Annotated in this window: 19 protein-coding genes and 1 tRNA gene; 4 read left to right on the top strand and 16 right to left on the bottom strand. The window is 58.3% G+C overall.

Translation table 11 applies throughout. The features are described from left to right. The 5 genes from ACNAZS_RS16695 to ACNAZS_RS16715 form a co-directional block, all read right to left on the bottom strand. Nucleotides 1–566: GTP-binding protein (locus ACNAZS_RS16695; protein WP_415791295.1), on the bottom strand; the 566-nt coding region annotated here is incomplete at its 3' end. Nucleotides 567–649: 83 nt separating this feature from the next. Then, nucleotides 650–2,752 carry an elongation factor G gene (fusA, locus tag ACNAZS_RS16700; RefSeq protein WP_415791297.1) on the bottom strand — a complete coding sequence of 701 codons (2,103 nt, stop codon included), beginning with the start codon at nucleotides 2,750–2,752 and terminating at the stop codon, nucleotides 650–652. Nucleotides 2,753–2,770: 18 nt separating this feature from the next. Continuing rightward, complete coding sequence (gene rpsG / locus ACNAZS_RS16705; RefSeq protein ID WP_050450091.1) at nucleotides 2,771–3,241, bottom strand: 30S ribosomal protein S7; 471 nt, start codon at nucleotides 3,239–3,241, stop codon at nucleotides 2,771–2,773. A gap of 178 nt (nucleotides 3,242–3,419) precedes the next feature. After that, nucleotides 3,420–3,797 (bottom strand): 30S ribosomal protein S12, encoded by a 378-nt coding sequence (rpsL, locus tag ACNAZS_RS16710; protein WP_019937406.1) that lies wholly within the window; start codon nucleotides 3,795–3,797, stop codon nucleotides 3,420–3,422. Between the two features lie 369 nt (nucleotides 3,798–4,166). Next, nucleotides 4,167–4,886: a response regulator transcription factor gene (locus tag ACNAZS_RS16715; RefSeq protein WP_415791300.1), complete on the bottom strand. Its 720-nt coding sequence runs from the start codon at nucleotides 4,884–4,886 to the stop codon at nucleotides 4,167–4,169. Nucleotides 4,887–5,156: 270 nt separating this feature from the next. Between ACNAZS_RS16715 and ACNAZS_RS16720 the strand changes: the two genes are divergently transcribed. From ACNAZS_RS16720 to ACNAZS_RS16730, 3 genes are all read left to right on the top strand, one after another. Beyond that, nucleotides 5,157–5,873, top strand: coding sequence for a response regulator transcription factor (locus ACNAZS_RS16720; RefSeq protein WP_415791302.1), 717 nt, complete (start codon nucleotides 5,157–5,159; stop codon nucleotides 5,871–5,873). 71 nt (nucleotides 5,874–5,944) lie between these two features. Then, the gene (locus ACNAZS_RS16725) at nucleotides 5,945–7,048 is read left to right on the top strand and encodes a FecR family protein (RefSeq protein WP_415791304.1); all 1,104 of its coding nucleotides are present in this window, start codon (nucleotides 5,945–5,947) and stop codon (nucleotides 7,046–7,048) included. Between the two features lie 15 nt (nucleotides 7,049–7,063). Then, nucleotides 7,064–9,412 carry a CHASE2 domain-containing protein gene (locus ACNAZS_RS16730; RefSeq protein WP_415791306.1) on the top strand — a complete coding sequence of 783 codons (2,349 nt, stop codon included), beginning with the start codon at nucleotides 7,064–7,066 and terminating at the stop codon, nucleotides 9,410–9,412. 58 nt (nucleotides 9,413–9,470) lie between these two features. Here the strand turns inward: ACNAZS_RS16730 and ACNAZS_RS16735 are convergent, their stop codons facing one another. Then, nucleotides 9,471–10,733: a serine/threonine-protein kinase gene (locus ACNAZS_RS16735; protein WP_415791308.1), complete on the bottom strand. Its 1,263-nt coding sequence runs from the start codon at nucleotides 10,731–10,733 to the stop codon at nucleotides 9,471–9,473. 263 nt (nucleotides 10,734–10,996) lie between these two features. Between ACNAZS_RS16735 and ACNAZS_RS16740 the strand changes: the two genes are divergently transcribed. Further along, on the top strand, nucleotides 10,997–11,395 hold the full coding sequence (locus ACNAZS_RS16740; RefSeq protein ID WP_415791310.1) for a TssQ family T6SS-associated lipoprotein: 399 nt from the start codon (nucleotides 10,997–10,999) through the stop codon (nucleotides 11,393–11,395). 109 nt (nucleotides 11,396–11,504) lie between these two features. Here the strand turns inward: ACNAZS_RS16740 and rpoC are convergent, their stop codons facing one another. The 10 genes from rpoC to ACNAZS_RS16790 form a co-directional block, all read right to left on the bottom strand. After that, nucleotides 11,505–15,767 (bottom strand): DNA-directed RNA polymerase subunit beta', encoded by a 4,263-nt coding sequence (rpoC, locus tag ACNAZS_RS16745; protein ID WP_415791312.1) that lies wholly within the window; start codon nucleotides 15,765–15,767, stop codon nucleotides 11,505–11,507. Beyond that, the gene (gene rpoB / locus ACNAZS_RS16750; RefSeq protein WP_415791314.1) at nucleotides 15,767–19,879 is read right to left on the bottom strand and encodes a DNA-directed RNA polymerase subunit beta; all 4,113 of its coding nucleotides are present in this window, start codon (nucleotides 19,877–19,879) and stop codon (nucleotides 15,767–15,769) included. Before rpoB ends, rpoC begins: the two co-directional genes overlap by 1 nt. 163 nt (nucleotides 19,880–20,042) lie before the next feature. Next, nucleotides 20,043–20,423, bottom strand: coding sequence for a 50S ribosomal protein L7/L12 (rplL, locus tag ACNAZS_RS16755; RefSeq protein ID WP_415791316.1), 381 nt, complete (start codon nucleotides 20,421–20,423; stop codon nucleotides 20,043–20,045). 76 nt (nucleotides 20,424–20,499) lie between these two features. After that, on the bottom strand, nucleotides 20,500–21,024 hold the full coding sequence (gene rplJ / locus ACNAZS_RS16760) for a 50S ribosomal protein L10 (RefSeq protein WP_415791318.1): 525 nt from the start codon (nucleotides 21,022–21,024) through the stop codon (nucleotides 20,500–20,502). A gap of 254 nt (nucleotides 21,025–21,278) precedes the next feature. Then, on the bottom strand, nucleotides 21,279–21,977 hold the full coding sequence (gene rplA, locus ACNAZS_RS16765) for a 50S ribosomal protein L1 (RefSeq protein ID WP_415791320.1): 699 nt from the start codon (nucleotides 21,975–21,977) through the stop codon (nucleotides 21,279–21,281). Between the two features lie 2 nt (nucleotides 21,978–21,979). After that, nucleotides 21,980–22,411 (bottom strand): 50S ribosomal protein L11, encoded by a 432-nt coding sequence (rplK, locus tag ACNAZS_RS16770; protein ID WP_415791322.1) that lies wholly within the window; start codon nucleotides 22,409–22,411, stop codon nucleotides 21,980–21,982. A 63-nt stretch (nucleotides 22,412–22,474) separates the two neighbouring features. Continuing rightward, a complete protein-coding gene (gene nusG, locus ACNAZS_RS16775; RefSeq protein ID WP_415791324.1) occupies nucleotides 22,475–23,008 on the bottom strand; it encodes a transcription termination/antitermination protein NusG in 534 nt (177 codons plus the stop codon). 9 nt (nucleotides 23,009–23,017) lie between these two features. Then, a complete protein-coding gene (gene secE / locus ACNAZS_RS16780; RefSeq protein WP_415791326.1) occupies nucleotides 23,018–23,398 on the bottom strand; it encodes a preprotein translocase subunit SecE in 381 nt (126 codons plus the stop codon). 113 nt (nucleotides 23,399–23,511) lie between these two features. Further along, nucleotides 23,512–23,587 (bottom strand) — tRNA-Trp (locus ACNAZS_RS16785). A 117-nt stretch (nucleotides 23,588–23,704) separates the two neighbouring features. Beyond that, nucleotides 23,705–24,248 (bottom strand): EF-Tu C-terminal domain-related protein (locus ACNAZS_RS16790; RefSeq protein ID WP_415791328.1); only part of this gene is annotated, 544 nt, incomplete at its 5' end.

Below are 24,248 nucleotides of genomic sequence, written 5' to 3' on the forward strand. Positions count from 1 at the left end.
TGCTCGCCCAACTCGCCCTTGTCGCCTTCGAGCGCCAGCTTGGCCGAACCCTTCACGATCGGCGTATCGTCGCCCGGAAAGTCGTACTTCGACAGCAACTCGCGAACTTCCATTTCCACCAGCTCGAGCAGCTCGGCGTCATCAACCATGTCCGCCTTGTTCAGGAACACGATGATGTACGGCACGCCAACCTGGCGGCTCAGCAGAATGTGCTCGCGCGTTTGCGGCATCGGACCGTCTGCGGCCGACACCACCAGGATCGCGCCGTCCATCTGCGCTGCACCCGTAATCATGTTCTTGACGTAGTCCGCGTGACCCGGGCAGTCAACGTGCGCATAGTGCCGCGCTGCCGTCTCGTATTCCACGTGCGACGTGTTAATCGTAATACCACGCGCCTTCTCTTCTGGCGCCGCGTCGATCTGGTCGTAGCCGCGGGCTTCCCCACCAAACTGCGCCGACAACACCGTCGTGATCGCTGCCGTCAACGTCGTTTTGCCGTGGTCAACGTGACCAATCGTACCCACGTTCACGTGCGGCTTGGTACGTTCAAACTTGCCTTTTGCCATGATCTCTATCCTTTGACTTTCAAGGAAACTGGGATGATTGTCGCGTCTCGTGAGATAGTCGAGACGCGACGACGGTTTTTACTTTATTTTGCCCGAGCGGCGATGACTTCGTCAGCGACGTTCTTGGGGGCTTCGGAGTAATGCTTGAATTCCATGGTGTACGTAGCACGGCCCTGCGTCAACGAACGCAGGTTAGTGGCGTAACCGAACATCTCGGCCAGAGGAACCTCTGCCTTGATGGTCTTGCCACCGCCGACCATGTCGTCCATGCCCTGCACCATGCCGCGACGTGAGGACAGATCGCCCATCACGGTACCGGCGTAGTCTTCGGGAGTCTCGACTTCAACTGCCATCATGGGCTCGAGCAGCACGGGGCTGGCCTTGCGCATGCCATCCTTGAAGGCCATCGAACCGGCCATCTTGAACGCGTTTTCGTTCGAGTCAACGTCGTGGTACGAACCGAAGAACAGGGTTGCCTTGACGTCCACGACCGGGTAACCGGCCAGGATGCCGGACGGCAACGTTTCCTGAATCCCTTTGTCGACCGCCGGGATGTATTCGCGAGGTACCACACCGCCCTTGATGGCGTCGACAAACTCGTAGCCACCGCCAGGAGGCAGGGGTTCGAGCTTGAGCACCACGTGACCGTACTGACCACGACCGCCCGACTGTTTGACGAATTTGCCTTCGACTTCTTCGCAGGTCTTGCGGATGGTTTCACGGTAAGCCACTTGGGGCTTGCCGACGTTGGCTTCCACGCCGAACTCACGCTTCATGCGGTCGACCAGAATTTCCAGGTGCAGTTCGCCCATACCGGAAATGATCGTCTGGCCGGATTCTTCGTCGCTACGCACGCGGAACGACGGATCTTCCTGGGCCAGTCGCGACAGGGCCAAGCCCATCTTTTCTTGGTCAGCCTTTGACTTGGGCTCAACAGCCTGCGAAATCACGGGCTCGGGGAACACCATGCGTTCTAGCAGGATGTGCGAATCGATATCGCACAGCGTCTCACCCGTGGTCACGTCTTTCAGACCCACCACGGCGGCGATGTCGCCCGCCAGAACTTCTTTGATTTCTTCGCGGTTGTTGGCATGCATCTGCAGCAAACGACCCACTCGTTCTTTCTTGCTCTTGATGGGGTTGTAGACCGTCTCGCCCGATTTCAGGACGCCCGAATACACACGCACGAACGTGAGTTGGCCCACGAACGGATCGCTCATCAGCTTGAACGCCAGCGCCGACAACTTTTCAGCGTCATCCGCTTTGCGCGAAACGGGATTGCCTTCGTCGTCCTGACCACCAACCGGCGGGATGTCGATCGGCGACGGCAGGTAATCGATAACGGCATCCAGCATGCGCTGCACACCCTTGTTTTTGAAGGCGGTACCACACAACATCGGCTGGATTTCGCCAGCGATGGTGCGTTGACGAATAGCCTCGTTGATTTCGGCTTCGTCAAGCGAACCCGTTTCGAGGTACTTGTTCATCAGTTCTTCGGTGGATTCGGCCGCAGCCTCCATCAGGTTTTCATGCCATTCATTGGCAACGCCTTCGAGCTCAGCCGGAATGTCGGCGTAGTCGAACTTGGTGCCTTGGCTGGCTTCGTCCCACAGAATGGCTTTCATCTTGACCAGGTCGACGACGCCCTTGAAGGTGTCTTCGGCACCGATTGGGATCACGATAGGTACAGGATTGGCACGCAGGCGCGTCTTCAACTGGTCGTAGACCTTGAAGAAATTTGCACCAGTACGATCCATCTTGTTCACGAAGGCCAAACGGGGCACACCGTACTTGTTCGCTTGGCGCCACACCGTTTCAGACTGCGGCTGCACGCCACCCACTGCGCAGTACACCATGCACGCACCGTCGAGCACGCGCATGGAACGTTCCACCTCAATGGTGAAGTCCACGTGTCCCGGGGTGTCGATGATGTTGATGCGGTGCTCGGGGTAGTTGCCAGCCATGCCGCGCCAAAACGCCGTCGTAGCGGCCGACGTGATGGTAATACCGCGCTCTTGCTCTTGCTCCATCCAGTCCATGGTGGCTGCGCCATCATGGACTTCGCCAATTTTGTGATTGACACCGGTATAGAACAGGATGCGTTCAGTCGTGGTGGTTTTCCCTGCATCGATGTGCGCAGAGATACCAATGTTGCGATAGCGCTCGATCGGGGTTTTGCGGGCCATGGTGGGTTAGTCCTTAATTTACCAACGGAAATGACTGAAGGCCTTGTTGGCCTCGGCCATCTTGTGCGTGTCTTCGCGTTTCTTCATTGCGGCGCCACGACCTTCAGCGGCATCGATCAATTCGCCAGCCAAACGCAGATCCATCGATTTTTCGCCGCGCTTTTTAGCGGCTTCGCGCAACCAACGCATTGCCAAGGCCAGGCGGCGCACGGGGCGCACTTCAACCGGCACTTGGTAGTTGGCGCCGCCCACACGGCGGCTCTTGACTTCGACGATCGGCTTGATGTTGTTGATCGCCAGGCTGAAAACCTCGATCGGCTCTTTGCCGGTCTTGGTCTGTACTTGCTCGAGGGCACCATAGACGATGCGCTCGGCGACGGCCTTCTTGCCATCCAGCATGACGACGTTCATGAACTTGGCGAGCTCGACGCTGCCGAACTTGGGATCGGGCAGAATCTCGCGCTTGGGTACTTCGCGACGACGGGGCATTGTTGCTTCCTTGTGTCTATTCAGTTGAACCGGGTCTTGGTGACCCAGCCATGGCCACCCAACAAGGTGGCCCCTTACGTGCCGCGTGCTATGCCGATATATGGGCTGACGCGGTCGCACTATTCTGGTGGCGCTTACGCGCTACCGGGGTACTGCTAAAACTGCGGTGAATAAGGCTTTAGGCCTTCTTCGGGCGCTTGGCGCCGTACTTCGAGCGAGACTGCTTGCGATCCTTGACGCCTTGCAGGTCGAGCGAACCACGAACGATGTGGTAACGCACACCCGGAAGATCCTTCACACGACCGCCACGCACCAGAACCACCGAGTGCTCTTGCAGGTTGTGGCCTTCACCGCCGATGTACGAGATAACCTCGAAACCATTGGTCAGACGCACCTTCGCAACCTTACGCAAGGCGGAGTTCGGCTTCTTGGGGGTGGTGGTGTACACGCGAGTGCACACGCCGCGACGTTGCGGGCAGTTTTCGAGCGCGGGGCTCTTGCTCTTGATAATGCTGACTTCGCGCGGCTTGCGCACGAGTTGGCTAATGGTAGGCATGACCTTTGAAATCCCTTTTACGTACCACTGGTAAGTACTTTTGTACTCGCACCTCTGGCGAGCCGCCTTTTAAAATAAGGGCCAGCACACCAACGGGAGACAGTTCACGCAAAACCGCCTCAAACGTTTCGTACGTAAAAGAGCGAGTCTTGCAGACAAAAACGCACAAAGACCGCTAACCGTGGGATCGGCAAGCCTGACTTTATGCGTAAATAAAGCAGTAAGCCCGTCAGCATACCCCAGAAGATCACCCATGTCAAAGGTTCTTGCGTTCCAACATGGATGAGTCCGGAATACGCGTCAGGGCGAGAGTCTATTCGTTACACATGACTGTCGTGCGACTGAGCGTGCAAAGCGTAGTCCAGTCAGTCACTGATCGGCAAACAGGTATCCACTGCCGTATACCGTACGGATAGGCAGAATGACACCGGCCAGCTCGGCCTTGCGCCGCAGGCGGCTGACGATCACATCAATGCTGCGTGTGCCACTGGCTCGATTGACGCCAGCAGTGTCATCGAGGTGCTTGTTGAGCTCGGCCCGCGCCACGGCCTGGCCGGTCGCCTCAAGCAGCGTGCGCACGATATGGCGCTCATTGGCTGACAGCGAAATGGCAATCCCCGACGGGGCCATCAATGTCCAATTCTGGTCTCGCAGCTCCCAACAGCCTGATTGACCGTTTACACCAACTGTATCGACATTTTCTGCCACGGCAGGCGCCCGGCCCGGCAATCGGCGCGCCAAAGCCATCAGGATGCCTATCAACTCGCGATTATCACAAGGATCCGGCACGCACGCGTCCGCGCCGCTTTGCAGGCAACGCAGACGGTGTTCGACCTGCAAACCGGCGCCCAGCACCACAATCCCCAATACAGAAGACGTGCGCAGTCGTGACACCAGCGCGTAGCCGATTTCGTCAAGCCCGCCAATATCCAATACGGCAGCGTCGTATCCGCCGGCGCCCAGTTGATTGAATAGCTCCAGCGACGTGGCGCAGCCGTGTGCGGCAATACCCGCCTGTTGCATTGCCGCAACCGATTTCCCACAGGTCAGCGGGTCAGGCATCATGATAAGGATTTTCAACTGCTTCATAAGACATAGTCAGACACGGCCTCAAAACCCCTGGCTTCGTAGCCCATCTGCACGTATCGATAAGAACGCCCACAGTGTGGCGTCTTATTGCGCAAATCCGCAGTTAATATTCGTCAAGTTTGCGGTACTTAACAATTCCGGCTCCTAACCGCAGGGCGATAGGGTATCCGCGTTATCATTTGACCAGCAAAAGGCCCGTCATACTTGGTGTATGGTCGGCCAGATCGCTGATCGATATACACCCAAGGCGCTTTCAACCTCGAATTCACTATGCAGATTGCCTCGCTGGAAGACGACCTGGACCAGGCCCGGCATATTCAGCAAGTCCTTGTTTCCGCCGGATATACGTGCCACAGCTATCAACACGGCCGGGATCTGCTGGCCGCCCTGCGTAGCGAATCCTTTGACCTTATTCTGCTCGACTGGCAGGTCCCCGATATTTCTGGGGACGAGGTGTTACGGCATATCCGCATGACGCTGGGTATGCAAACCCCCGTTATTTTTGTCACGAGCCGTACCCTGGAGGAAGACCTGGTCCAGGGTTTGCAGGCAGGCGCCGACGACTATATCGTCAAACCGATGCGCCCGGCTGAATTGCTCGCGCGGATGGCCGCCTTGCTGCGACGCAGCCAGGCGACGTTACCCGTCCCCGGCCCTTTTTCGGTTGCCTCCTACCGTATCGATCCGGGCAATCGCGTGATCTCACTACGAGACCACGCGGTGACGCTTGCCCCCAAAGAATTCGAATTGGCGCAGTTGTTTTTTCGCAATGTGGGTAGGTTACTGTCGCGCGATGTGTTGGCAGAAAGTGTCTGGAATCGCGATATTCCCGCGACATCGCGGACGTTAGACACCCATTTATCGAACATTCGCCAAAAATTGCGGTTGCATCCGGAAAACGGCGTGCGACTGGTGTCATCCTACGCGTTGGGCTATCGCCTGGAACTCGTTGACAACGGTACGCCGGCGTCAGCGGTCAACGCTTAGTACGCAAACGCGCCAAATTGAAGTACCCGGCAATCGGCAGATCCCGCCGGTGTTTATCGGAGAGTATTGACATGATCTGGCGCTTTATCCGCCTGTTCGTCGCATGGAGCACGATAATCGTCAGCCCATTGGCCATGGCCCAGCCCGCGGGTGCGCTTGGCGACGATTTCATCTACCGCATCCAGCAGGGTGACACGCTGATTGAGCTCGCCACGCTTTATACGCGCAATAACGCCAATTGGACGACTCTGCAACGCCACAACACCATTGCGGACCCGCAGCGCCTGATCATTGGTTCGGAGCTGCGTATTCCGTTTGCAGTAATCCCGGAGATTCCGGCGCAGACCACGGCGATACACGTCAGCGGACAAGCCGATGTCGATGGCTCCCCTTTGCGTGTCGGTATGCCCGTCAACGAGGGATCAACGGTCACGACCGCCACCGACGGTTTTGTCACCCTGCAACTGTCTGACGGCACCAAGCTCACCCTACCGCGCGGCAGCGCCACGCAACTCGAAAGGTTGCGCCAATTCGAAGGTGCCGCCCTGACCGACTCGGTTCTACGCGTACAACGCGGCGAAATCGACTCTCATGTCGCGCCGGCGGGTCAAGGCGTGGGTCGTTTCGAGATTCGGACTCCTGTCGCTGTCATGGGCGTACGTGGCACACGTTTTCGCGTACAGACGAGTGGTCAGAGCGCTCACAGCGAAGTCCTGGATGGTCGCGTACGCATTCAACCGCAAACCGCGCAACGGCCCTCTGGTCAGCCGGTTGCCGTGGCGGCCGGTTACGGTGCGGCGATTGGGGCTGATGGCAAGCTTAATGTTCAACCTTTGCTGCCTGCTCCCCAGCTTGGGGAACCTCACCGGGCCGGGTCTGGCCTCTGGACCGCGCCAGTCACTCCCGTACCCGGCGCCGTGGCCTATTTAGTACAAGTATCGCGTGACGCGGAAGGTTTGGAGCTCACCTCGTCCGAGCGGTTTGATACGGCCGACATCCGCTTTAGCGCACGCCGGCCGGGAACGCACTATGCGACGGTACGCGCTATCGACGCGGCAGGCTTGAGCGGCCGCGATGCTTACGTGGCCTTCGAGGGCGCCAATGCGCTACTGTCCGGGTCGGGACAACCCATCTTGCTGAGCGACGGCGGCGTAGTCGTCCTGACTGACTACTAGGCCCGCTGCCAGCCCATGGTGACCCCCGCCGCCGATACCCGTTCCACGAGTCCGCGGCTGCGTTTGCTGCTGACGCTCTCATTGGTGGTATTTTCGGCCTTGCTGGGGTGGCTCAATGGATTGGGCCGAGTGGATCAGATGATTTACGATCGCGCGATTTCCCTGATCGAGCGCCCCGCCCCGCCGGATATTTTAATCGTCACGATCGACGACGAAGCCATCAACACATTGGGCCGCTGGCCATGGCCACGCTCGTTGCATGCGATGCTGCTAGAGCGTCTGCAGAGCGCGCGCGCGGTCGGCCTGGACATTGTGTTTTCAGAGGCCGACCCACAACGTACGGCCGACGACCGCCAGTTGGTCGACGCTGTCCGACGCCATGGCCGCGTTGTGCTGCCCATCGTGCTGGACAACCTCGAACGCCCGACGCGTGCAACACTCCCGTTGGCCCCTCTAGCCCAGGCGGCTGCCGGCTTGGGCTATATCAATGTAAATCCCGATGACGATGGCGTCGTCAGGCGCACGACCTGGACGCGCAGCGCGGGAAATCTGCCGTGGCAGCATTTCGCACTGGCCATGCTGCGGATCGGCGACGATGCGTCGCATACAGAGGCCTTTACGCAGCAACTACCGGCGAACAGCACGTCGTTGATTCCCTATGCCGGCCCGCCAGGGCATTTTCAAACCGTCTCTTATCTGAGCGTCTTGCGCGGCGACGTACCTGCAGAAACCATAAAAAATAAGTACGTCTTGATCGGCGCCTGGGCCACAGGCCTGGGGGATGTTTTCCCTTCGCCGGTATCCCATGACGTCAGCGGCATTGCAGGCATTGAGATCATGGCCAATCTGATACACGCTGTCCGACAACAGCAGATCTTGGTGTCGGCTCAACCTTGGCAAACCGCCCTGGCAAGCATCGTTCCAGTGTTATTGCTGTGCTTGGCGTTACCCTGGTTGTCGCCCCGCCAGGCCATGTTTTGTAGTGCGGCACTGCTCATCATGATTTTGGCAACCTCAATCATCATGCTGCACTGGATCGATATATGGGTGCCGCCCGTGGCGGCATTGCTGGGTGTCGCCGTCAGCTATCCGATATGGAGCTGGCGCAGCCAGGAGGCTGCCTTGCGCTACATGAGCCAAGAGATGAAGCGATTGCGCGTTGAGTATCCGCCGGTGTTAGACGACACGCAGTCATTATCCCTTGGCCAGCACGTCGGACGCTCGCTGGATCAGCATGTCGACGAGCTGCACCGCACATTGCGCCATGTCCGCAACCTGCGCCGCTTTGTAGCGGACGGCCTGGATGGCATGCCTGATGCCACGATGGTCATCGATAAAGCCGGCCGCCTGCAGTACTGGAATCGTCCCGCCGCGACCTATTTCCTGCACTTGGGTATTCGCCCCCCCCGCATCGGGGAAATCGTGGCTCCCGCACTGGAGCAGGCCCTCGCCGAGCCAGAAACCCGTCACGCCGTACGAGAGGCGTTGCAACCTCGCGACGCCCATACCCCCGAGAACAGCGCCGCGGTCACGCGCATCAATCTCGAAGTGCGGGATCGTGCAGAGCATGATCTATTGATTCGATGCGCGCCTATCCGTACCGCGCGGGGCTCTCATGCCGGAATGGTGGTGACCTTGAGCGATATCAGCACCATACGCCAGGCAGAACGGCAACGCGAAGAAACGCTGCGATTCATTTCGCACGACATGCGTGCGCCCCAAAACTCGATCCTGGCACTCGTCGAACTCAACCACCAACAGGTTCCTGCAGACAGCACGTCTGCGCAGACACTCGCGCGAATTGCCCACCTGGCCAACCGCACGTTGCGACTCGTCGATGACTTCATTCAACTCACCCGCGCAGAGTCCATGAGCATCGCGCACGAGCGGCTGGATCTTGTCGCCATGCTTCACGAAATCACCGACGATTTCTGGGCGACGGCACATGCACGCGGGATCACGCTGGATCTGCAGTCTTCTGTGCCAGTGGCGTTGATCTATGGCGATTCGTCGCTGATCGCGCGAGCCCTCAGCAACTTGGTGGACAACGCTGTGAAATACAGCCCGGATAGCAGCCCTGTGCATTTGCGTCTGTCGCTCGGCGCGCATTCATGGGATACCGAGATCGAAGACGCCGGCCCTGGTATTTCGTCAGAGGACCGAACGCATCTGTTTGATCCGTTTTTTCGCACAGGGGATGCCCGACGCTCGGCTACCGGCGGTTCCGGACTGGGATTGGCATTCGTACGCACCGTTGCACAACGCCATGGCGGCAACATCACGCTGTATAGCGAAAAAGGCACGGGTTCGCGATTTGTCTTGAGCCTGCCGACCGCACCGGAAGACGACGTTTACGATACGTGAGCGTATTACCTCGACGATAATGGCCGTTCACGTGCCGCGCACGCCGCCTGCGTGGCAACTAACGGAAAATGTGCGTGATCACCGCAGGCTTGCCCGCTTTCACGGTCAGCGTCATATGGTGAGGCGGCTGTGCACTATTGCGGATCGTGACGCGATGCCGGCCCGGTCGCAACATCACGGTTTTTAGCGGTGGCGTCACACCACGCGAAACGCCGTCAATCACGATTTCCCCCCACGGTCGCACATTAATGCTGACACGCACCGGCGTGGGCTGCGCAGGTGTTCCAGCCGTCCTGGGCTCAAGTACAGCGGGCGGCGGCGTTGCCGCAGTCGGATCAACCGCGAGGCCCTTTTCAGCCTCGGGTATTGATGTATCGGGAACCGAGGTGGAATCAGGCCGCTCATTATCCGCTGGCATGTCGGGCACGGGTTCGGCCACACGAGGGGTTCCGGAGGACGGCGCAGACGCTGATGACGGTGACGAGGGCGGCATCGTCATGTCCGTTGAAGCGCTCTTGCCAGGCTGATCGACCACCAACTCCGAATGCGTAATCACACTCTCGGGCTGACTAGTCAATCTTCCCCACCAATACGCCGCAACCGCTATCGTTGCAACCCCAAGCAAGATGGCCCGCAGCAGCGAACGCCACGAGACGTTACGTGCCGCATGCTGCGCACTGGCCACCACGGAAGCCTCTTTGGGATCTGTCACCGCCGGCGCAGCAGACTCTGTCGGGGGCCCAATTAACGGTAGGGCCAGTCGTTCAGCATAGGCCTGCGTCGTCTGCGGCCTATCGTCGGGTTTCAGTTCCATACCCGCGTCGACCGCTTGCAAAAAGGCAGGCGAGTATTTGCTCAGTCCCAGCGTCGTCAAGGGCTGATAAGTGTCGTCAATGCGGCGTTCGGGGGCAGGCGGCGGTCGTTGGCCGGCCACCAATGAATAGACCACGGCGCTTAACGCATAGATGTCTGTCCAGGGCCCGCGCGGCCATTCGGAGGACTCGGTATACAACTCGAAGGGCGCGTAGCCCGGCGTCAATACCTTTCTGTCGGCCTGATTTTCAGGTGTAGTCAGTGCCATTAAATGCGCGCGCCCAGACTCGTCCAGTCCGACCGAGTGCACCGAGATATCCCCGCATATACGGCCTTCTTGATGTAAACGATCAAGCGTCGAAAGAAGCTCGGCAATAATGCGCTCAATGCGACCCTGAGGCACCCCGCCCGCAATCGTTGCCGCGATCGCGCTCAACGGTCGGAGGGCAAGGGGCGCGGCACCCGCAAAGGGCCCACGCGGCGTGGAAAAGACCGCAGAGGAAGACATGAAAAACTAACTTGAAAGGACCATTTTTCTATACACACGCCGTATAACTTGCCACACAACCGGGCAAATACTGCGCGAAGTTTACTACTTACGTTACGTTTTATAACGCCAGTTATCAGTAAAATGCATTTTCCGCACGACAACGTACTGCTATTAGCACATACAACGGATAATATCCGAGCATCCTTCCGGTTACGTTTCACAATTCATACGCCCGGAACAGGATGTGACCTCTTTTCTCTTAGGCATAGGCTTCCACGTTCATGAAGATACGCGCTCACTTGCCCTCCTTGCTTTGTGTTCTGACTCTTCTCGGCGGTTGCTCCGGGTTGGGGCTCAGTAGCCAAGAGGGCCCTCCCTCCCCAGCCGCGCAAAACGCATTGGCACAGGTCCAACAACAGTACTCGGCGGGGCAGTACGGCACCGTCATCCGTACCGTTGCCACGTCTGACGACATTGCAGCCGCGCCCAAGTCGCTACGCATCGAGGCATACAAGCTACAGGCCTTCAGCTACTGCGTACGCAAGTATTCGCAGTTGTGTGAAGAGACTTTTGTACGAATCTTGCAATTGGATTCAGATTTCACGCTCGCACCTAACGAGGCAGGCCACCCGCAATGGGGCCCCGTCTTTACGTCTGCCCAGGCGCGAGTCGGCAAATAATCCAACGCTCCCCCAAACAAAACGGCCACTGAATATCTCAGTGGCCGTTTTGTTTGGGGGGCCGGCAGGTTTTACAACCCATCGGCACTTACCCGGACCTGCAACGCCGTCAGGCAGCGGAACCGTCGTCGCTCGTGCCCGCTTGTGGCGGTGCATCGGTGGCGTCGTTCCCAGCACCCACCTCGGCGGCAACCGGCGCGTCCTCGAAGGGATTCGCCAATTGCCGTGCGGCTTCGCGCTCTGCCGCTTCCAGGGCTTCCTTGTCCTTGCGGGCAATGTGGTACGCCAGACCCGTACCTGCGGGAATCAGACGACCCACAATGACGTTTTCCTTCAGACCACGCAGATCGTCGCGCTTGCCCATGATGGCGGCTTCGGTCAGGACTCGTGTGGTTTCCTGGAACGAAGCGGCCGAGATGAACGAGTCAGTCGACAGCGAAGCCTTCGTGATACCCAGCAGCACGTTATCGTAGACCGCCGGGAGCTTGTCTTCTGCGGTGACACGATCATTCTCGTTCAACAGCTCGGAGCGCTCGACTTGCTCGCCCGGGATGAACTCGGTATCGCCCGCATCGACGATGTTCACGCGGCGCAACATCTGACGAACAATCACTTCGATGTGCTTGTCGTTGATCTTTACGCCCTGCAAACGGTAAACGTCCTGGACTTCGTCAACGATGTAAGTCGCCAGCTTTTCGATACCTTGCAAACGCAGAATGTCGTGCGGATCGGCAGGGCCGTCGACGATCATTTCGCCCTTGTTCACCACCTGGCCGTCGTGCACCAGCACCTGCTTTTCCTTGGGAATCAGGAACTCGTGGCTGACGCCTTCCAGGTCGGTAATAACCAGACGTTGCTTGCCCTTGGTATCTTTACCGAACGACACCGTACCCGTGACATCGGCCAACATGCCGGCGTCTTTGGGCGATCGCGCTTCGAAGAGCTCGGCCACACGCGGCAGACCACCGGTAATGTCGCGCGTCTTCTGGGATTCTTGGGGAATCCGCGCCAACACCTCACCGACAGCAACCTGTTGACCATCACGCACGGTGATCAGTGCGCCCACGGGGAACGAGATGTTCACCGAGTGATCGGTACCGGCAATCTTGACGTCTTCGCCGCTGTCGTTGACCAGTTTGATCTGCGGACGCATGACGACCTTGCCGCCGCGCGTCTTGGGAGTGATCACAACCAACGTGGACAGACCCGTGATTTCGTCGAGCTGCTTGGCCACGGTAACGCCTTCTTCGATATTCTCGAAGCGCACCGCACCACCGTACTCGGACACGATCGGACGCGTCAGCGGATCCCACGCAGCCAGACGAGCGCCGGCCTTGACGGTCTCACCATCGCCCACCAGCACGGTCGCACCGTACGGGATCTTGTGGCGTTCGCGTTCACGACCGTTATCGTCGTAAATCGCCAATTCGCCCGAGCGCGAGATCGCCACACGTTCGCCCTTGGCGTTCGTGACATAGCGCATCGTGCCGGCAAAGCCGACCTTACCGCTCGACTTGGTTTCCACGGCGCTGGCCAAGGCCGAACGCGATGCCGCACCCCCGATGTGGAACGTACGCATCGTGAGCTGCGTCCCCGGTTCACCAATGGACTGAGCGGCAATCACACCCACCGCTTCGCCCACGTTGACGTGCGAGCCACGACCCAGGTCGCGACCATAGCAGTGCGCGCACAGACCATGACGGGTTTCACAAGTCAGCGGCGTACGAACCTTGACCTCGTCGACAGCGATACGGTCGATCAGGTCGACCAGATCTTCGTCAAGCAAAGTACCGGCGGCAATCGCTGTTTCTTGTGTGTCAGGATTGACGATATCGATCGCGGCGACACGACCCAGAATACGATCGCGCAACGGTTCGATGACTTCGCCGCCTTCGACCAGGGCCTTCATGGAGTAACCATGGCTGGTGCCGCAATCGCTCTCGGTGATGACCAAGTCCTGCGTCACATCAACCAGACGACGAGTCAGGTAACCCGAGTTTGCCGTCTTCAGTGCCGTATCGGCCAAGCCTTTACGTGCACCGTGAGTCGAGATGAAGTACTGCAGAACGTTCAGGCCTTCACGGAAGTTCGCGGTAATCGGCGTTTCGATAATTGAACCGTCAGGCTTGGCCATCAGGCCGCGCATGCCCGCCAACTGGCGAATCTGGGCAGCCGAACCACGGGCGCCCGAGTCGGCCATCATGTAGATCGAGTTAAACGATTCCTGGCGCACTTCTTCGCCATGACGGTTCGTCACGGGCTCGGTGGCCAGTTGTTCCATCATCGCCTTGCCGACCTTGTCGCTGGCCTTGCCCCAAATGTCCACCACGTTGTTGTAGCGTTCTTGGGACGTCACCAGACCCGACGAGTACTGCTTGTCGATTTCCTTCACTTCGCGGCTGGCCTCGGCCAGGATGCCTTCCTTGGCTTTGGGGATCAGCATGTCGCCCATGGCGATGGAAATACCACCGCGGGTCGCCAGGCGGAAACCCGACTGCATCAGCTTGTCGGCAAAGATCACCGTGTCGCGCAGACCGCAACGACGGAACGACTGGTTGATCAGGCGCGAAATTTCTTTCTTCTTGAGTGCCTTGTTCAGCACCGTGAAGGGCAGACCCTTGGGCAGAATTTCCGACAACAATGCACGGCCCACGGTCGTTTCATGACGACGCAGCACCGGCTGGAATTCACCTTGGTCGTCGCGTTCGTATTCCGTCAGGCGCACCGTGATACGCGTCTGCAATTCCACTTCGCCGTTATCGTAGGCGCGTTGAACTTCAGCCACATCGGTGAAGAAAATCCCTTCGCCCTTGCCGTTGATACGCTCACGGGTCGTGTAATACAGACCCAACACAATATCCTGCGACGGTACGATCGAGGGTTCGCCGTTAGCGGGGAACAGAACGTTGTTCGACGCCAGCATCAATGTGCGTGCTTCGAGCTGGGCTTCCAGCGACAGCGGCACGTGCACGGCCATCTGGTCACCGTCGAAGTCGGCGTTAAACGCCGCGCAAACGAGCGGATGCAGTTGAATGGCCTTGCCTTCGATCAGTACCGGTTCGAAAGCCTGAATACCCAGGCGGTGCAGCGTCGGGGCCCGGTTCAACATGACCGGGTGCTCGCGAATGACTTCTTCGAGGATATCCCAGACCACCGGCTCTTGGCTTTCCACCAGCTTCTTGGCAGCCTTGATGGTCGTGGCCAGGCCCATCATTTCCAGACGATTGAAAATGAACGGCTTGAACAGCTCCAGCGCCATCAGCTTGGGCAGACCGCATTGATGCAGTTTGAGCTGCGGACCCACCACAATGACAGAACGACCCGAGTAGTCGACGCGCTTACCCAACAGGTTCTGACGGAAGCGACCGCTCTTGCCCTTGATCATGTCGGCCAACGACTTCAGTTGGCGCTTGTTGGCGCCCGTCATGGCCTTGCCACGACGACCGTTGTCCAGCAACGAGTCGACGGCTTCTTGCAGCATGCGCTTTTCGTTGCGCAGGATGATTTCCGGCGCCTTCAGTTCGAGCAGGCGCTTGAGGCGGTTGTTGCGGTTGATGACGCGACGGTACAGATCGTTCAGATCCGACGTCGCAAAGCGACCGCCATCGAGCGGCACCAACGGACGCAAGTCCGGCGGCAGCACAGGCAGGACCTCCATCACCATCCATTCGGCTTTGATACCGGATTTCTGGAAACCTTCGAGGACCTTGAGGCGCTTGGAAATCTTCTTGATCTTGGCTTCGGAGCTGGTGGCCTTCAATTCGCCGCGCAGCGTTTCGACTTCGCGATCGATATCGATAGTGCGCAGCAGTTCGCGCACGGCTTCTGCACCCATCAGGGCACTGAAGTCATCACCGTACTCTTCGGTCTTGGCCAGGAAGTCATCATCGGACATGATCTGGCCGCGCTTGAGCGGTGTCATGCCAGGTTCGATCACGCACCAGGCTTCGAAGTACAACACGCGTTCGATATCGCGCAGCGTCATGTCGAGCACCATACCCAGGCGCGACGGCAGGCTCTTCAGGAACCAGATGTGCGCGACCGGGCTGGCCAGCTCGATGTGGCCCATGCGTTCACGGCGAACTTTGGCGACGGTGACTTCAACGCCGCACTTTTCGCAGATCACGCCACGATGCTTCAAGCGCTTGTACTTTCCGCACAAGCACTCGTAGTCTTTGATCGGACCAAAGATCTTCGAGCAGAACAGACCATCGCGTTCCGGCTTGAACGTGCGGTAGTTGATCGTTTCCGGCTTGCGGACTTCGCCGTAAGACCAGGAACGGATTTTCTCCGGCGACGCAATGCCAATCTTGATGGCATCAAATTGCTCGTCTTGCGAGACTTGCTTAAATAGGTCGAGTAGCGCTTTCATTAGTTACGCTCCAAATCCATGTCCAGGGCCAACGAGCGGATTTCCTTAACCAGCACATTGAACGATTCCGGCATACCGGCATCGATGACGTGATCGCCCTTGACGATGTTTTCGTATACCTTGGTGCGGCCAGTGATGTCGTCGGACTTCACCGTCAGCATTTCTTGCAGGGTGTAGGCGGCGCCATATGCTTCCAGCGCCCACACTTCCATTTCCCCGAAACGCTGACCACCGAACTGCGCTTTACCACCCAGCGGCTGCTGAGTCACCAGCGAGTACGGGCCCGTGGAACGGGCGTGCATCTTGTCGTCGACCAAGTGATGCAGCTTCAGGTAGTGCATGTAGCCCACGGTGACCGGACGCTCGAATTGTTCGCCAGTACGGCCATCGTACAGCCACGCCTGAGTGCGCGAATCGGTCAACCGCATACGCTTGGCGACGTCGTCGGGATAAGCCAACTCCAGCATCGTACCGATTTCTTCCTCGGTGGCGCCGTCAAACACCGGCGTCGCGAACGGCACGCCGTTCTTGAGATTACGCGCCAGCTCCATGACTTCGTCATCGGTCAGGGTCTCGATGTGCGCGCCGGTACCGGTGGTGTTGTACACCTTGTCCAGATAGACACGAACATTTTGTACCTGAGCCGAACGCTCGTCGCGCAGCATGTCGGCAATGCGGTGGCCCACGCCCTTGGCAGCCCAGCCCAAGTGAACCTCGAGCACCTGCCCGACGTTCATCCGGGACGGAACGCCCAGCGGGTTCAGCACGATGTCAGCAGGCGTACCGTCGGCCATGTGCGGCATGTCTTCGACAGGCGTGATGCGGGATACAACACCCTTGTTGCCGTGACGGCCAGCCATCTTGTCGCCAGGCTGCAGACGGCGCTTGACGGCCAGGTAGACCTTGATCATCTTGAGCACGCCCGGAGGCAGCTCATCACCTTGCGTGAGCTTCTTGCGCTTTTCTTCGAACGCCAAGTCGAACTGGTGACGCTTCTGTTCGAGCGATTCCTTGGCCTGCTCCAGCACGACGGCGTGAGGCTCATCAGCCAGGCGGATATCGAACCACTGCCAACGGTCCAGATCGGCCAAGTATTCCTTGGTGATCGCGGCGCCCTTAGCCAGCTTGCGCGGGCCGCCGTTGACCGTCTTGCCGGCCAGCAGCTTTTCGATACGATCGAACTGGTCGTTCTCGACGATACGCAGCTGATCGTTCAAGTCTTGGCGATAGCGACGCAGTTCATCATCAATGATGGACTGGGCACGTTTGTCACGCACGATTCCTTCGCGAGTGAACACTTGAACGTCGATCACCGTACCGACCATGCCCGAGGGCACGCGCAGCGACGTGTCTTTCACGTCGGAGGCTTTTTCACCGAAAATAGCGCGCAGCAGTTTTTCTTCGGGCGTCAGTTGGGTCTCGCCCTTGGGCGTGACTTTACCGACCAGCACGTCATCTGCGGTCACTTCGGCACCGATGTAAACGATGCCGGAATCATCCAGACGGTTGAGCTGGGTTTCAGCCAGGTTGCTGATATCCCGGGTGATTTCTTCAGGTCCGAGTTTGGTATCACGCGCGACAACCGTCAGTTCCTCGATGTGAATCGAGGTATAGCGGTCATCAGCCACCACTTTTTCGGAGATCAGAATCGAGTCTTCGAAGTTGTAGCCGTTCCAGGGCATGAAGGCGATCAACATGTTCTGGCCCAGTGCCAATTCGCCCAGGTCAGTAGACGCGCCATCTGCCAGCACGTCGCCCTTGGCGACTTTGTCGCCACGAGCCACGATAGGACGCTGGTTGATGTTGGTGTTTTGGTTGGAACGGGTGTACTTGATCAGGTTGTAGATGTCGACACCGACTTCGCCAGCGACGTTTTCTTCGTCGTTAACGCGAATCACGACGCGCTCGGCATCAACGTGGTCAACCACACCGCCACGCACGGCTTGCACGGTCGTGCCCGAGTCGACGGCCACGGTACGTTCAACACCGGTACCCACCACAGGCTTTTCCGGGCGCAGGCAGGGAACTGCCTGACGTTGCATGTTGGCGCCCATCAGTGCACGGTTGGCGTCATCGTGCTCCAGGAACGGAATCAGCGATGCAGCGACCGACACGATCTGCGACGGAGCGACGTCCATGTAGTGCACGTTGCTCGGCGCCGTCAGCATGGTCTCGCCCGCTTCGCGGCACGCGACCAGGTCATCGACAAAGCTGCCTTCTTCGTCCAGCGCGGCGTTAGCCTGCGCGATCACGTAGTTGCTTTCTTCGATGGCCGACAGGTAGTCGATCTGATCACTGACCTTACCGTCGATAATCTTGCGGTAAGGGGTTTCCAGGAAGCCGTACTCGTTCAAGCGCGCGTATAGCGCCATCGAGTTGATCAGGCCGATGTTCGGGCCTTCCGGCGTTTCGATCGGGCAAACACGGCCGTAATGCGTGGGATGCACGTCACGGACTTCGAAGCCGGCGCGTTCGCGCGTCAGGCCACCCGGGCCCAGAGCAGAAACACGACGCTTGTGCGTGATTTCCGACAGCGGGTTGGTTTGGTCCATGAACTGCGACAACTGGCTCGAACCGAAGAACTCCTTGATTGCGGCCGAGATCGGCTTGGAGTTGATCAGGTCGTGCGGCATCAGGTTTTCGGTCTCGGCTTGGCCCAGACGTTCTTTCACAGCGCGTTCGACGCGCACCAGACCCGCGCGGAACTGGTTTTCAGCCAGTTCACCGACGCAACGTACACGGCGGTTGCCCAGGTGATCGATGTCATCGATCTGGCCACGACCGTTACGCAATTCGACCAACACCTTGATGGTTTCAAGAATGTCTTCGTTGGTCAGTGTCATCGCGCCCGTGATGTCTTCACCACGGCCCAGACGGCTGTTGACCTTCATGCGGCCCACACGCGACAAATCGTAGGTATCTTCGCTGTAGAACAAACGCTGGAACAGGGCTTCGACCGCGTCTTCGGTTGGCGGCTCGCCAGGACGCATCATGCGGTAGATCGCCACACGAGCAGCCATTTGATCGGCCGTTTCGTCGGTACGCAACGTTTGCGAAATGTACGGACCACGATCCAGGTCGTTGGTGTACAGGGCCTGGAAGTCCAGCACGTTGGCCGCGCGCAACGCGCTCAGCACGCTTTCGGTGATTTCGTCGTTGGCATGCGCCACGACTTCGCCGGTATCCGCGTCAACGATGTTCTTGGCCAGGACACGACCGTACAGGAACTCTTCGGGTACGGAAACGCGTTGGATGTTGGCAGCAGCCGCATCACGCAGATGCTTGGCATTGATGCGCTTGTCTTTTTCGACAATCACATTGCCATCACGATCGGTGATATCAAAGCGGGCCATTTCGCCCTTCCAGCGCTCGGGCACGAACTCAATCATGCCGCCTTCGCTCTTCAACTCGAAGTTGTCGAAATCGAAGAAATGCGCCAGGATAGATTCCGGCGTCATGCCGATGGCCTTGAGCAGAATCGTCACGGGCATTTTGCGACGACGGTCGACACGGAAGAACAATACGTCCTTCGGATCGAACTCGAAGTCCAGCCACGAACCGCGGTAAGGAATCACGCGCGCCGAGAACAACAACTTGCCCGAGCTGTGCGTCTTACCACGATCATGTTCGAAGAACACGCCCGGCGAACGGTGCAACTGGGACACGATGACACGCTCGGTGCCGTTGATGACAAATGAACCGGTGCCGGTCATGAGCGGAATTTCGCCCATGTAGACTTCCTGTTCTTTGACTTCTTTGATTGTCGGTTTGCTGACTTCGCGGTCAAGCAATACCAGGCGCACTTTGGCACGCAACGGCGACGCATAGGTCAGACCGCGCTGTTGGCATTCCTTGACATCGAACACCGGCTCGCCCAGCACGTAGCTGACGAATTCCAGGCGCGCCATTCCGTTATGGCTGACAATCGGAAAAATCGACGAAAACGCCGCCTGCAGACCATCGCTCTCGCGATCGGACGGAACGGTATCCGCCTGCAGGAAAGTTAGGTAGGATTGAAGCTGTGTCGCCAGCAAGTAAGGAACGTTTTGAACGTCTTCACGCTTGGCGAAGCTTTTGCGGATGCGCTTTTTTTCGGTGTACGAGTAAGGCATGAGCACTCCGACTCGAGGTTGCATGGGCCGTCAACCACGGCCCTAGGTGATACGACTCCAGAAAACCCCTCTGTAAAGGTCACCCTGACAGTAGGGGTTTTCTGGAAACGCAAAAGCCCGGGGACGGCAAACAGCACTGTCCCCGGGCGGTTTGACGCAGGTCTTATTTAACTTCGACCTTGGCGCCGGCTTCTTCCAGCTTCGCCTTGGCGGCGTCGGCGTCAGCCTTCGCAACACCTTCCTTGACAGGCTTGGGTGCGCCATCGACCACGTCTTTGGCTTCCTTCAGACCCAGGCCGGTCAATTCACGGACGGCCTTGATGACGCTCACCTTGTTGGCGCCGACTTCGGTCAGCACAACGGTGAATTCGGTTTGCTCTTCAGCAGCGGCGGCAGCGCCACCGGCAGCGGGAGCAGCCACAGCAACAGCGGCGGCGGCAGCCGACACGCCAAACTTCTCTTCCATTTCCTTGATCAGCTCGGACAGTTCGAGCACGGTCATGCCAGAGATGGCGTCAAGGATTTCAGCTTTGCTAAGTGCCATTTTTCAGAACTCCAAAATTGGATAAATGCCAGGTTGGGTGTCGCTCGGTCGTTCAGCGAATTCCATAAGGGGAGGCTTACGCCGCCGCCTTTTGATCGCGCACAGCAGCGAGGCCGCGGGCGAACTTGGTCGGAACTTCGTTGAGCGTACGCACGAATTGCGCGATGGGGGCTTGCATAGTGCCCAGCAGTTTCGACAGCAACTCTTCGCGCGAGGGCATGGTGGCCAAAGCCTTCACACCATCTTGGTTCAACAAGTTGTTGGGCAATGCGCCCGCCTTGATGACCAGCTTGTCGTTGCTTTTTGCGAAACTTGCAAGGACCTTGGCCGCCGCTACCGGGTCTTCGCTGATGCTATAGATCAGCGGACCGGTCAGTTGCTCGGACAACGGCTCGAAAGCCGTGCCAGCAACTGCGCGACGAACCAGCGTGTTTTTCAGAACACGCAGGTAAACGCCCGATTCACGCGCAGTTTTGCGCAGTACGGTGACAGAGGCGACGTCCAGACCACGATACTCGGCGATAACAATCGATTGCGCCTTGGCAACAACAGCCGAGACTTCTTCGATTACTACCGCTTTCTCTTGACGATTGAGACTCACGGTTTGAACACTCCATCAAAAGACGCCTGGGGCCTTATGGCCTTACGCGTCAACCGAATGCGGCGCCTGGTTGAGTTCTTCGGGTAAAGAAATCTTCCTGGGGACGCCGTCTACGCTGGATCCAGACTGAACAAGCTCTGGGATTAAGCGGGACATCGGCGGTACAGCTACCCTTGCCCTGCTCCAGCGGTCTTTGACAGCAGCAGCCGGCAGAATTGCCGGATACGGCCCAAAGTACGTTTTGCTTACAGCGATTAGTTCGCTGCGAGCGAAGCTACTTCTACACGAGCACCGCCGCCCATCGTGGACGAAACAGCGAGCTTGCGCAGATAAATACCCTTGGCAGCCGTAGGACGAGCCTTTTGCAGGGCGTCGACCAAAGCGGCCAAGTTGGATTGCAACTGCTCCACGCCAAACGAGGCGCGGCCGATGGTGGCGTGAATGATGCCGGCCTTGTCGGTACGGTATTGCACCTGACCTGCCTTGGCGTTTTTCACTGCGGTCGCGACATCAGGCGTCACGGTACCGACCTTGGGGTTAGGCATCAGGCCACGGGGACCCAGCACTTGACCCAACGCACCGACGACACGCATCGTGTCGGGAGACGCAATGACCACGTCGAAATCGATTTGACCACCCTTGATACGCTCAGCCAGATCTTCCAGGCCAACGATATCAGCACCAGCAGCCAAAGCGGCTTCGGCCTTGTCGCCTTGGGCGAACACGGCAACACGCACGGACTTGCCGGTACCAGCGGGCAACACGACCGAACCGCGAACCAGTTGGTCGGACTTCTTGGGGTCGATACCCAGTTGAACGGCCACGTCGATGGACTCATCGAACTTGGCAGTAGCGGTTTCCTTGACCAAGGTCAGGGCTTCGCTAACCGGATACAGCTTGGTGCGATCAATTTTTTGAGCAATAGCGGCGGCGCGCTTGGACAGTTTTGCCATGATTAGATCCCCTCAACCGTGATGCCCATGCTGCGGGCGCTACCAGCGATCGTACGAACGGCAGCGTCAAGATCGGCTGCGGTCAGATCGGGTTCTTTGGTTTTGGCGATTTCTTCGGCCTGGGCACGAGTCAGCGTACCGACTTTGTCAGTATGCGGCTTGGGCGAACCCTTTTGGACGCCAGCGGCCTTCTTGATGAGGACCGTCGCAGGCGGGGTCTTCATGATGAAGGTGAAGCTCTTGTCGGCGAAAGCGGTGATCACCACCGGAATCGGCAGACCAGGCTCCATGCCTTGGGTCTTGGCGTTGAACGCCTTGCAGAATTCCATGATGTTCAGGCCACGCTGACCCAGGGCCGGGCCAATCGGGGGGGAGGGGTTAGCCTTACCAGCCGGTACTTGCAGCTTGATAAAGCCGACGATCTTCTTCGCCATGCTTTGCTCCTTACGGGTTCAAACGCCCACCGTCGTTGGCGGCGAGCTCCCCGGGGTTAAAAATCAGGTCTTCTCGACCTGGCTGAAATCGAGCTCGACGGGCGTCGCGCGACCAAAAATGGTGACGGACACACGCACCTTGCTCTTTTCGTAATTGACTTCTTCGACGTTGCCGTTGAAGTCTGCAAACGGACCTTCTTTGACGCGAACCATCTCGCCCACTTCGAACAGGACCTTGGGGCGGGGTTTCTCGACACCCTCTTCCATTTGGGAGAGGATCTTTTCGACTTCTTTTTCAGAAATCGGCGTCGGACGATTACCCGAGCCACCCAAAAAGCCGGTGACACGGTTTGTGTTTTTCACCAAGTGCCAGGTTTCGTCGGTGAGATCCATCTCAACCAGAACGTAGCCCGGGAAAATACGGCGTTCGCTGATCGACTTCTGGCCGCCTTTGACTTCGACGACTTCTTCCGAGGGGACCAGAATACGACCAAACGATGTCTGCAAGGCCGCGCGCTCAATGCGCTCGTTCAAGGCTTTGTGGACGCTTTTTTCCATGCCTGAATACACATGGACGACATACCAGCGCTTACTCATTTGGCGTCCTTATTTCCAGCCTAACAACAGGCCGTACAGTATCCATTCGATGCCCTTATCGAGCACCCACATTAACAACCCCATCACCGCGACAAAGGCAAACACGATGCCCGTCATCTGGGTGGTTTCCTTGCGCGTGGGCCAGGTTACCCGTTTAGCTTCGTTGTATGCCTCGCTGGCAAAACTGAGGGTACGGCGACCCGGTTCGCTGGACCAGGCGATCACTGCGGCGATCACCAGGCCCCCGATAAACACGCCGACGCGGGCGACCATGGGTTGTGCGCTAAGCACCGAGAATCCCACGATGCCAGCAATGATAACGAGCACTGCCAGCCCGAGCTTGATCCGGTCGGTGGTACTGGTTACGGTTTCTACGCTGGTATTAGACATTTTGCGACGCTAGCCGGCTGTAATTGCGCGACTGACGGTGATCTCCCGGCGAGTTTAAGAGCGAGCGGGGTTGAAACAAACTAGGCCAAGTTGGTCATAAATGACCGCAAACGTGGCAGGGGCAGTAGGAATCGAACCTACAACCTTCGGTTTTGGAGACCGACGCTCTGCCAATTGAGCTATACCCCTAAACTCTCGTGAGCGATGTATGGCAACTTGCGGAACCATACATAGTACTACTTTTTTGACAAATATGGGAAGCGAGCCCATTTAGGGCCGGCTTCCCTGTACTAAATCGCTAAAAAATTAAGCGATGATCTTTGCGACGACGCCAGCGCCGACGGTACGGCCGCCTTCACGGATGGCGAAACGCAGACCTTCTTCCATGGCGATCGGGGCCAACAGCTTGACCGTCATCGACACGTTGTCACCCGGCAGAACCATTTCCTTGTCCTTGGGCAGGTCGATCGAACCCGTCACGTCCGTCGTACGGAAGTAGAACTGGGGACGATAACCATTGAAGAACGGCGTATGACGGCCACCCTCTTCCTTGGACAGAATGTACACCTCGGCCGTGAACTCCGTGTGCGGCGTGATCGACGCCGGCTTGGCCAACACCTGGCCGCGCTCGACGTCTTCGCGCTTGGTGCCGCGCAACAAAATACCCACGTTGTCGCCCGCTTGACCTTGGTCGAGCAGCTTGCGGAACATTTCCACGCCCGTGCACGTCGTCTTGACCGTCGGCTTGATGCCCACGATTTCGATTTCTTCGCCGACCTTCACGATACCGCGCTCGATACGACCCGTCACCACCGTGCCACGACCCGAGATCGAGAACACGTCTTCCACC

The organism is Bordetella tumulicola (assembly GCF_965138755.1).
Classification (GTDB): domain Bacteria; phylum Pseudomonadota; class Gammaproteobacteria; order Burkholderiales; family Burkholderiaceae_B; genus Bordetella_A; species Bordetella_A tumulicola.

What these genes read in the sequence shown, in the direction of transcription:
- rplL (WP_415791316.1), bottom strand. Translation starts at nt 20,423, where the DNA reads ATGGCACTTAGCAAAGCTGAAATCCTTGACGCCATCTCTGGCATGACC.
- rplA (WP_415791320.1), bottom strand. Translation starts at nt 21,977, where the DNA reads ATGGCAAAACTGTCCAAGCGCGCCGCCGCTATTGCTCAAAAAATTGAT.
- ACNAZS_RS16730 (WP_415791306.1), top strand. Translation starts at nt 7,064, where the DNA reads ATGGTGACCCCCGCCGCCGATACCCGTTCCACGAGTCCGCGGCTGCGT.
- ACNAZS_RS16715 (WP_415791300.1), bottom strand. Translation starts at nt 4,886, where the DNA reads ATGAAGCAGTTGAAAATCCTTATCATGATGCCTGACCCGCTGACCTGT.
- ACNAZS_RS16740 (WP_415791310.1), top strand. Translation starts at nt 10,997, where the DNA reads ATGAAGATACGCGCTCACTTGCCCTCCTTGCTTTGTGTTCTGACTCTT.
- rpoC (WP_415791312.1), bottom strand. Translation starts at nt 15,767, where the DNA reads ATGAAAGCGCTACTCGACCTATTTAAGCAAGTCTCGCAAGACGAGCAA.
- fusA (WP_415791297.1), bottom strand. Translation starts at nt 2,752, where the DNA reads ATGGCCCGCAAAACCCCGATCGAGCGCTATCGCAACATTGGTATCTCT.
- rpsL (WP_019937406.1), bottom strand. Translation starts at nt 3,797, where the DNA reads ATGCCTACCATTAGCCAACTCGTGCGCAAGCCGCGCGAAGTCAGCATT.
- nusG (WP_415791324.1), bottom strand. Translation starts at nt 23,008, where the DNA reads ATGAGTAAGCGCTGGTATGTCGTCCATGTGTATTCAGGCATGGAAAAA.
- rplK (WP_415791322.1), bottom strand. Translation starts at nt 22,411, where the DNA reads ATGGCGAAGAAGATCGTCGGCTTTATCAAGCTGCAAGTACCGGCTGGT.
- ACNAZS_RS16725 (WP_415791304.1), top strand. Translation starts at nt 5,945, where the DNA reads ATGATCTGGCGCTTTATCCGCCTGTTCGTCGCATGGAGCACGATAATC.
- rpoB (WP_415791314.1), bottom strand. Translation starts at nt 19,879, where the DNA reads ATGCCTTACTCGTACACCGAAAAAAAGCGCATCCGCAAAAGCTTCGCC.
- secE (WP_415791326.1), bottom strand. Translation starts at nt 23,398, where the DNA reads ATGTCTAATACCAGCGTAGAAACCGTAACCAGTACCACCGACCGGATC.
- ACNAZS_RS16735 (WP_415791308.1), bottom strand. Translation starts at nt 10,733, where the DNA reads ATGTCTTCCTCTGCGGTCTTTTCCACGCCGCGTGGGCCCTTTGCGGGT.
- rpsG (WP_050450091.1), bottom strand. Translation starts at nt 3,241, where the DNA reads ATGCCCCGTCGTCGCGAAGTACCCAAGCGCGAGATTCTGCCCGATCCC.
- ACNAZS_RS16720 (WP_415791302.1), top strand. Translation starts at nt 5,157, where the DNA reads ATGCAGATTGCCTCGCTGGAAGACGACCTGGACCAGGCCCGGCATATT.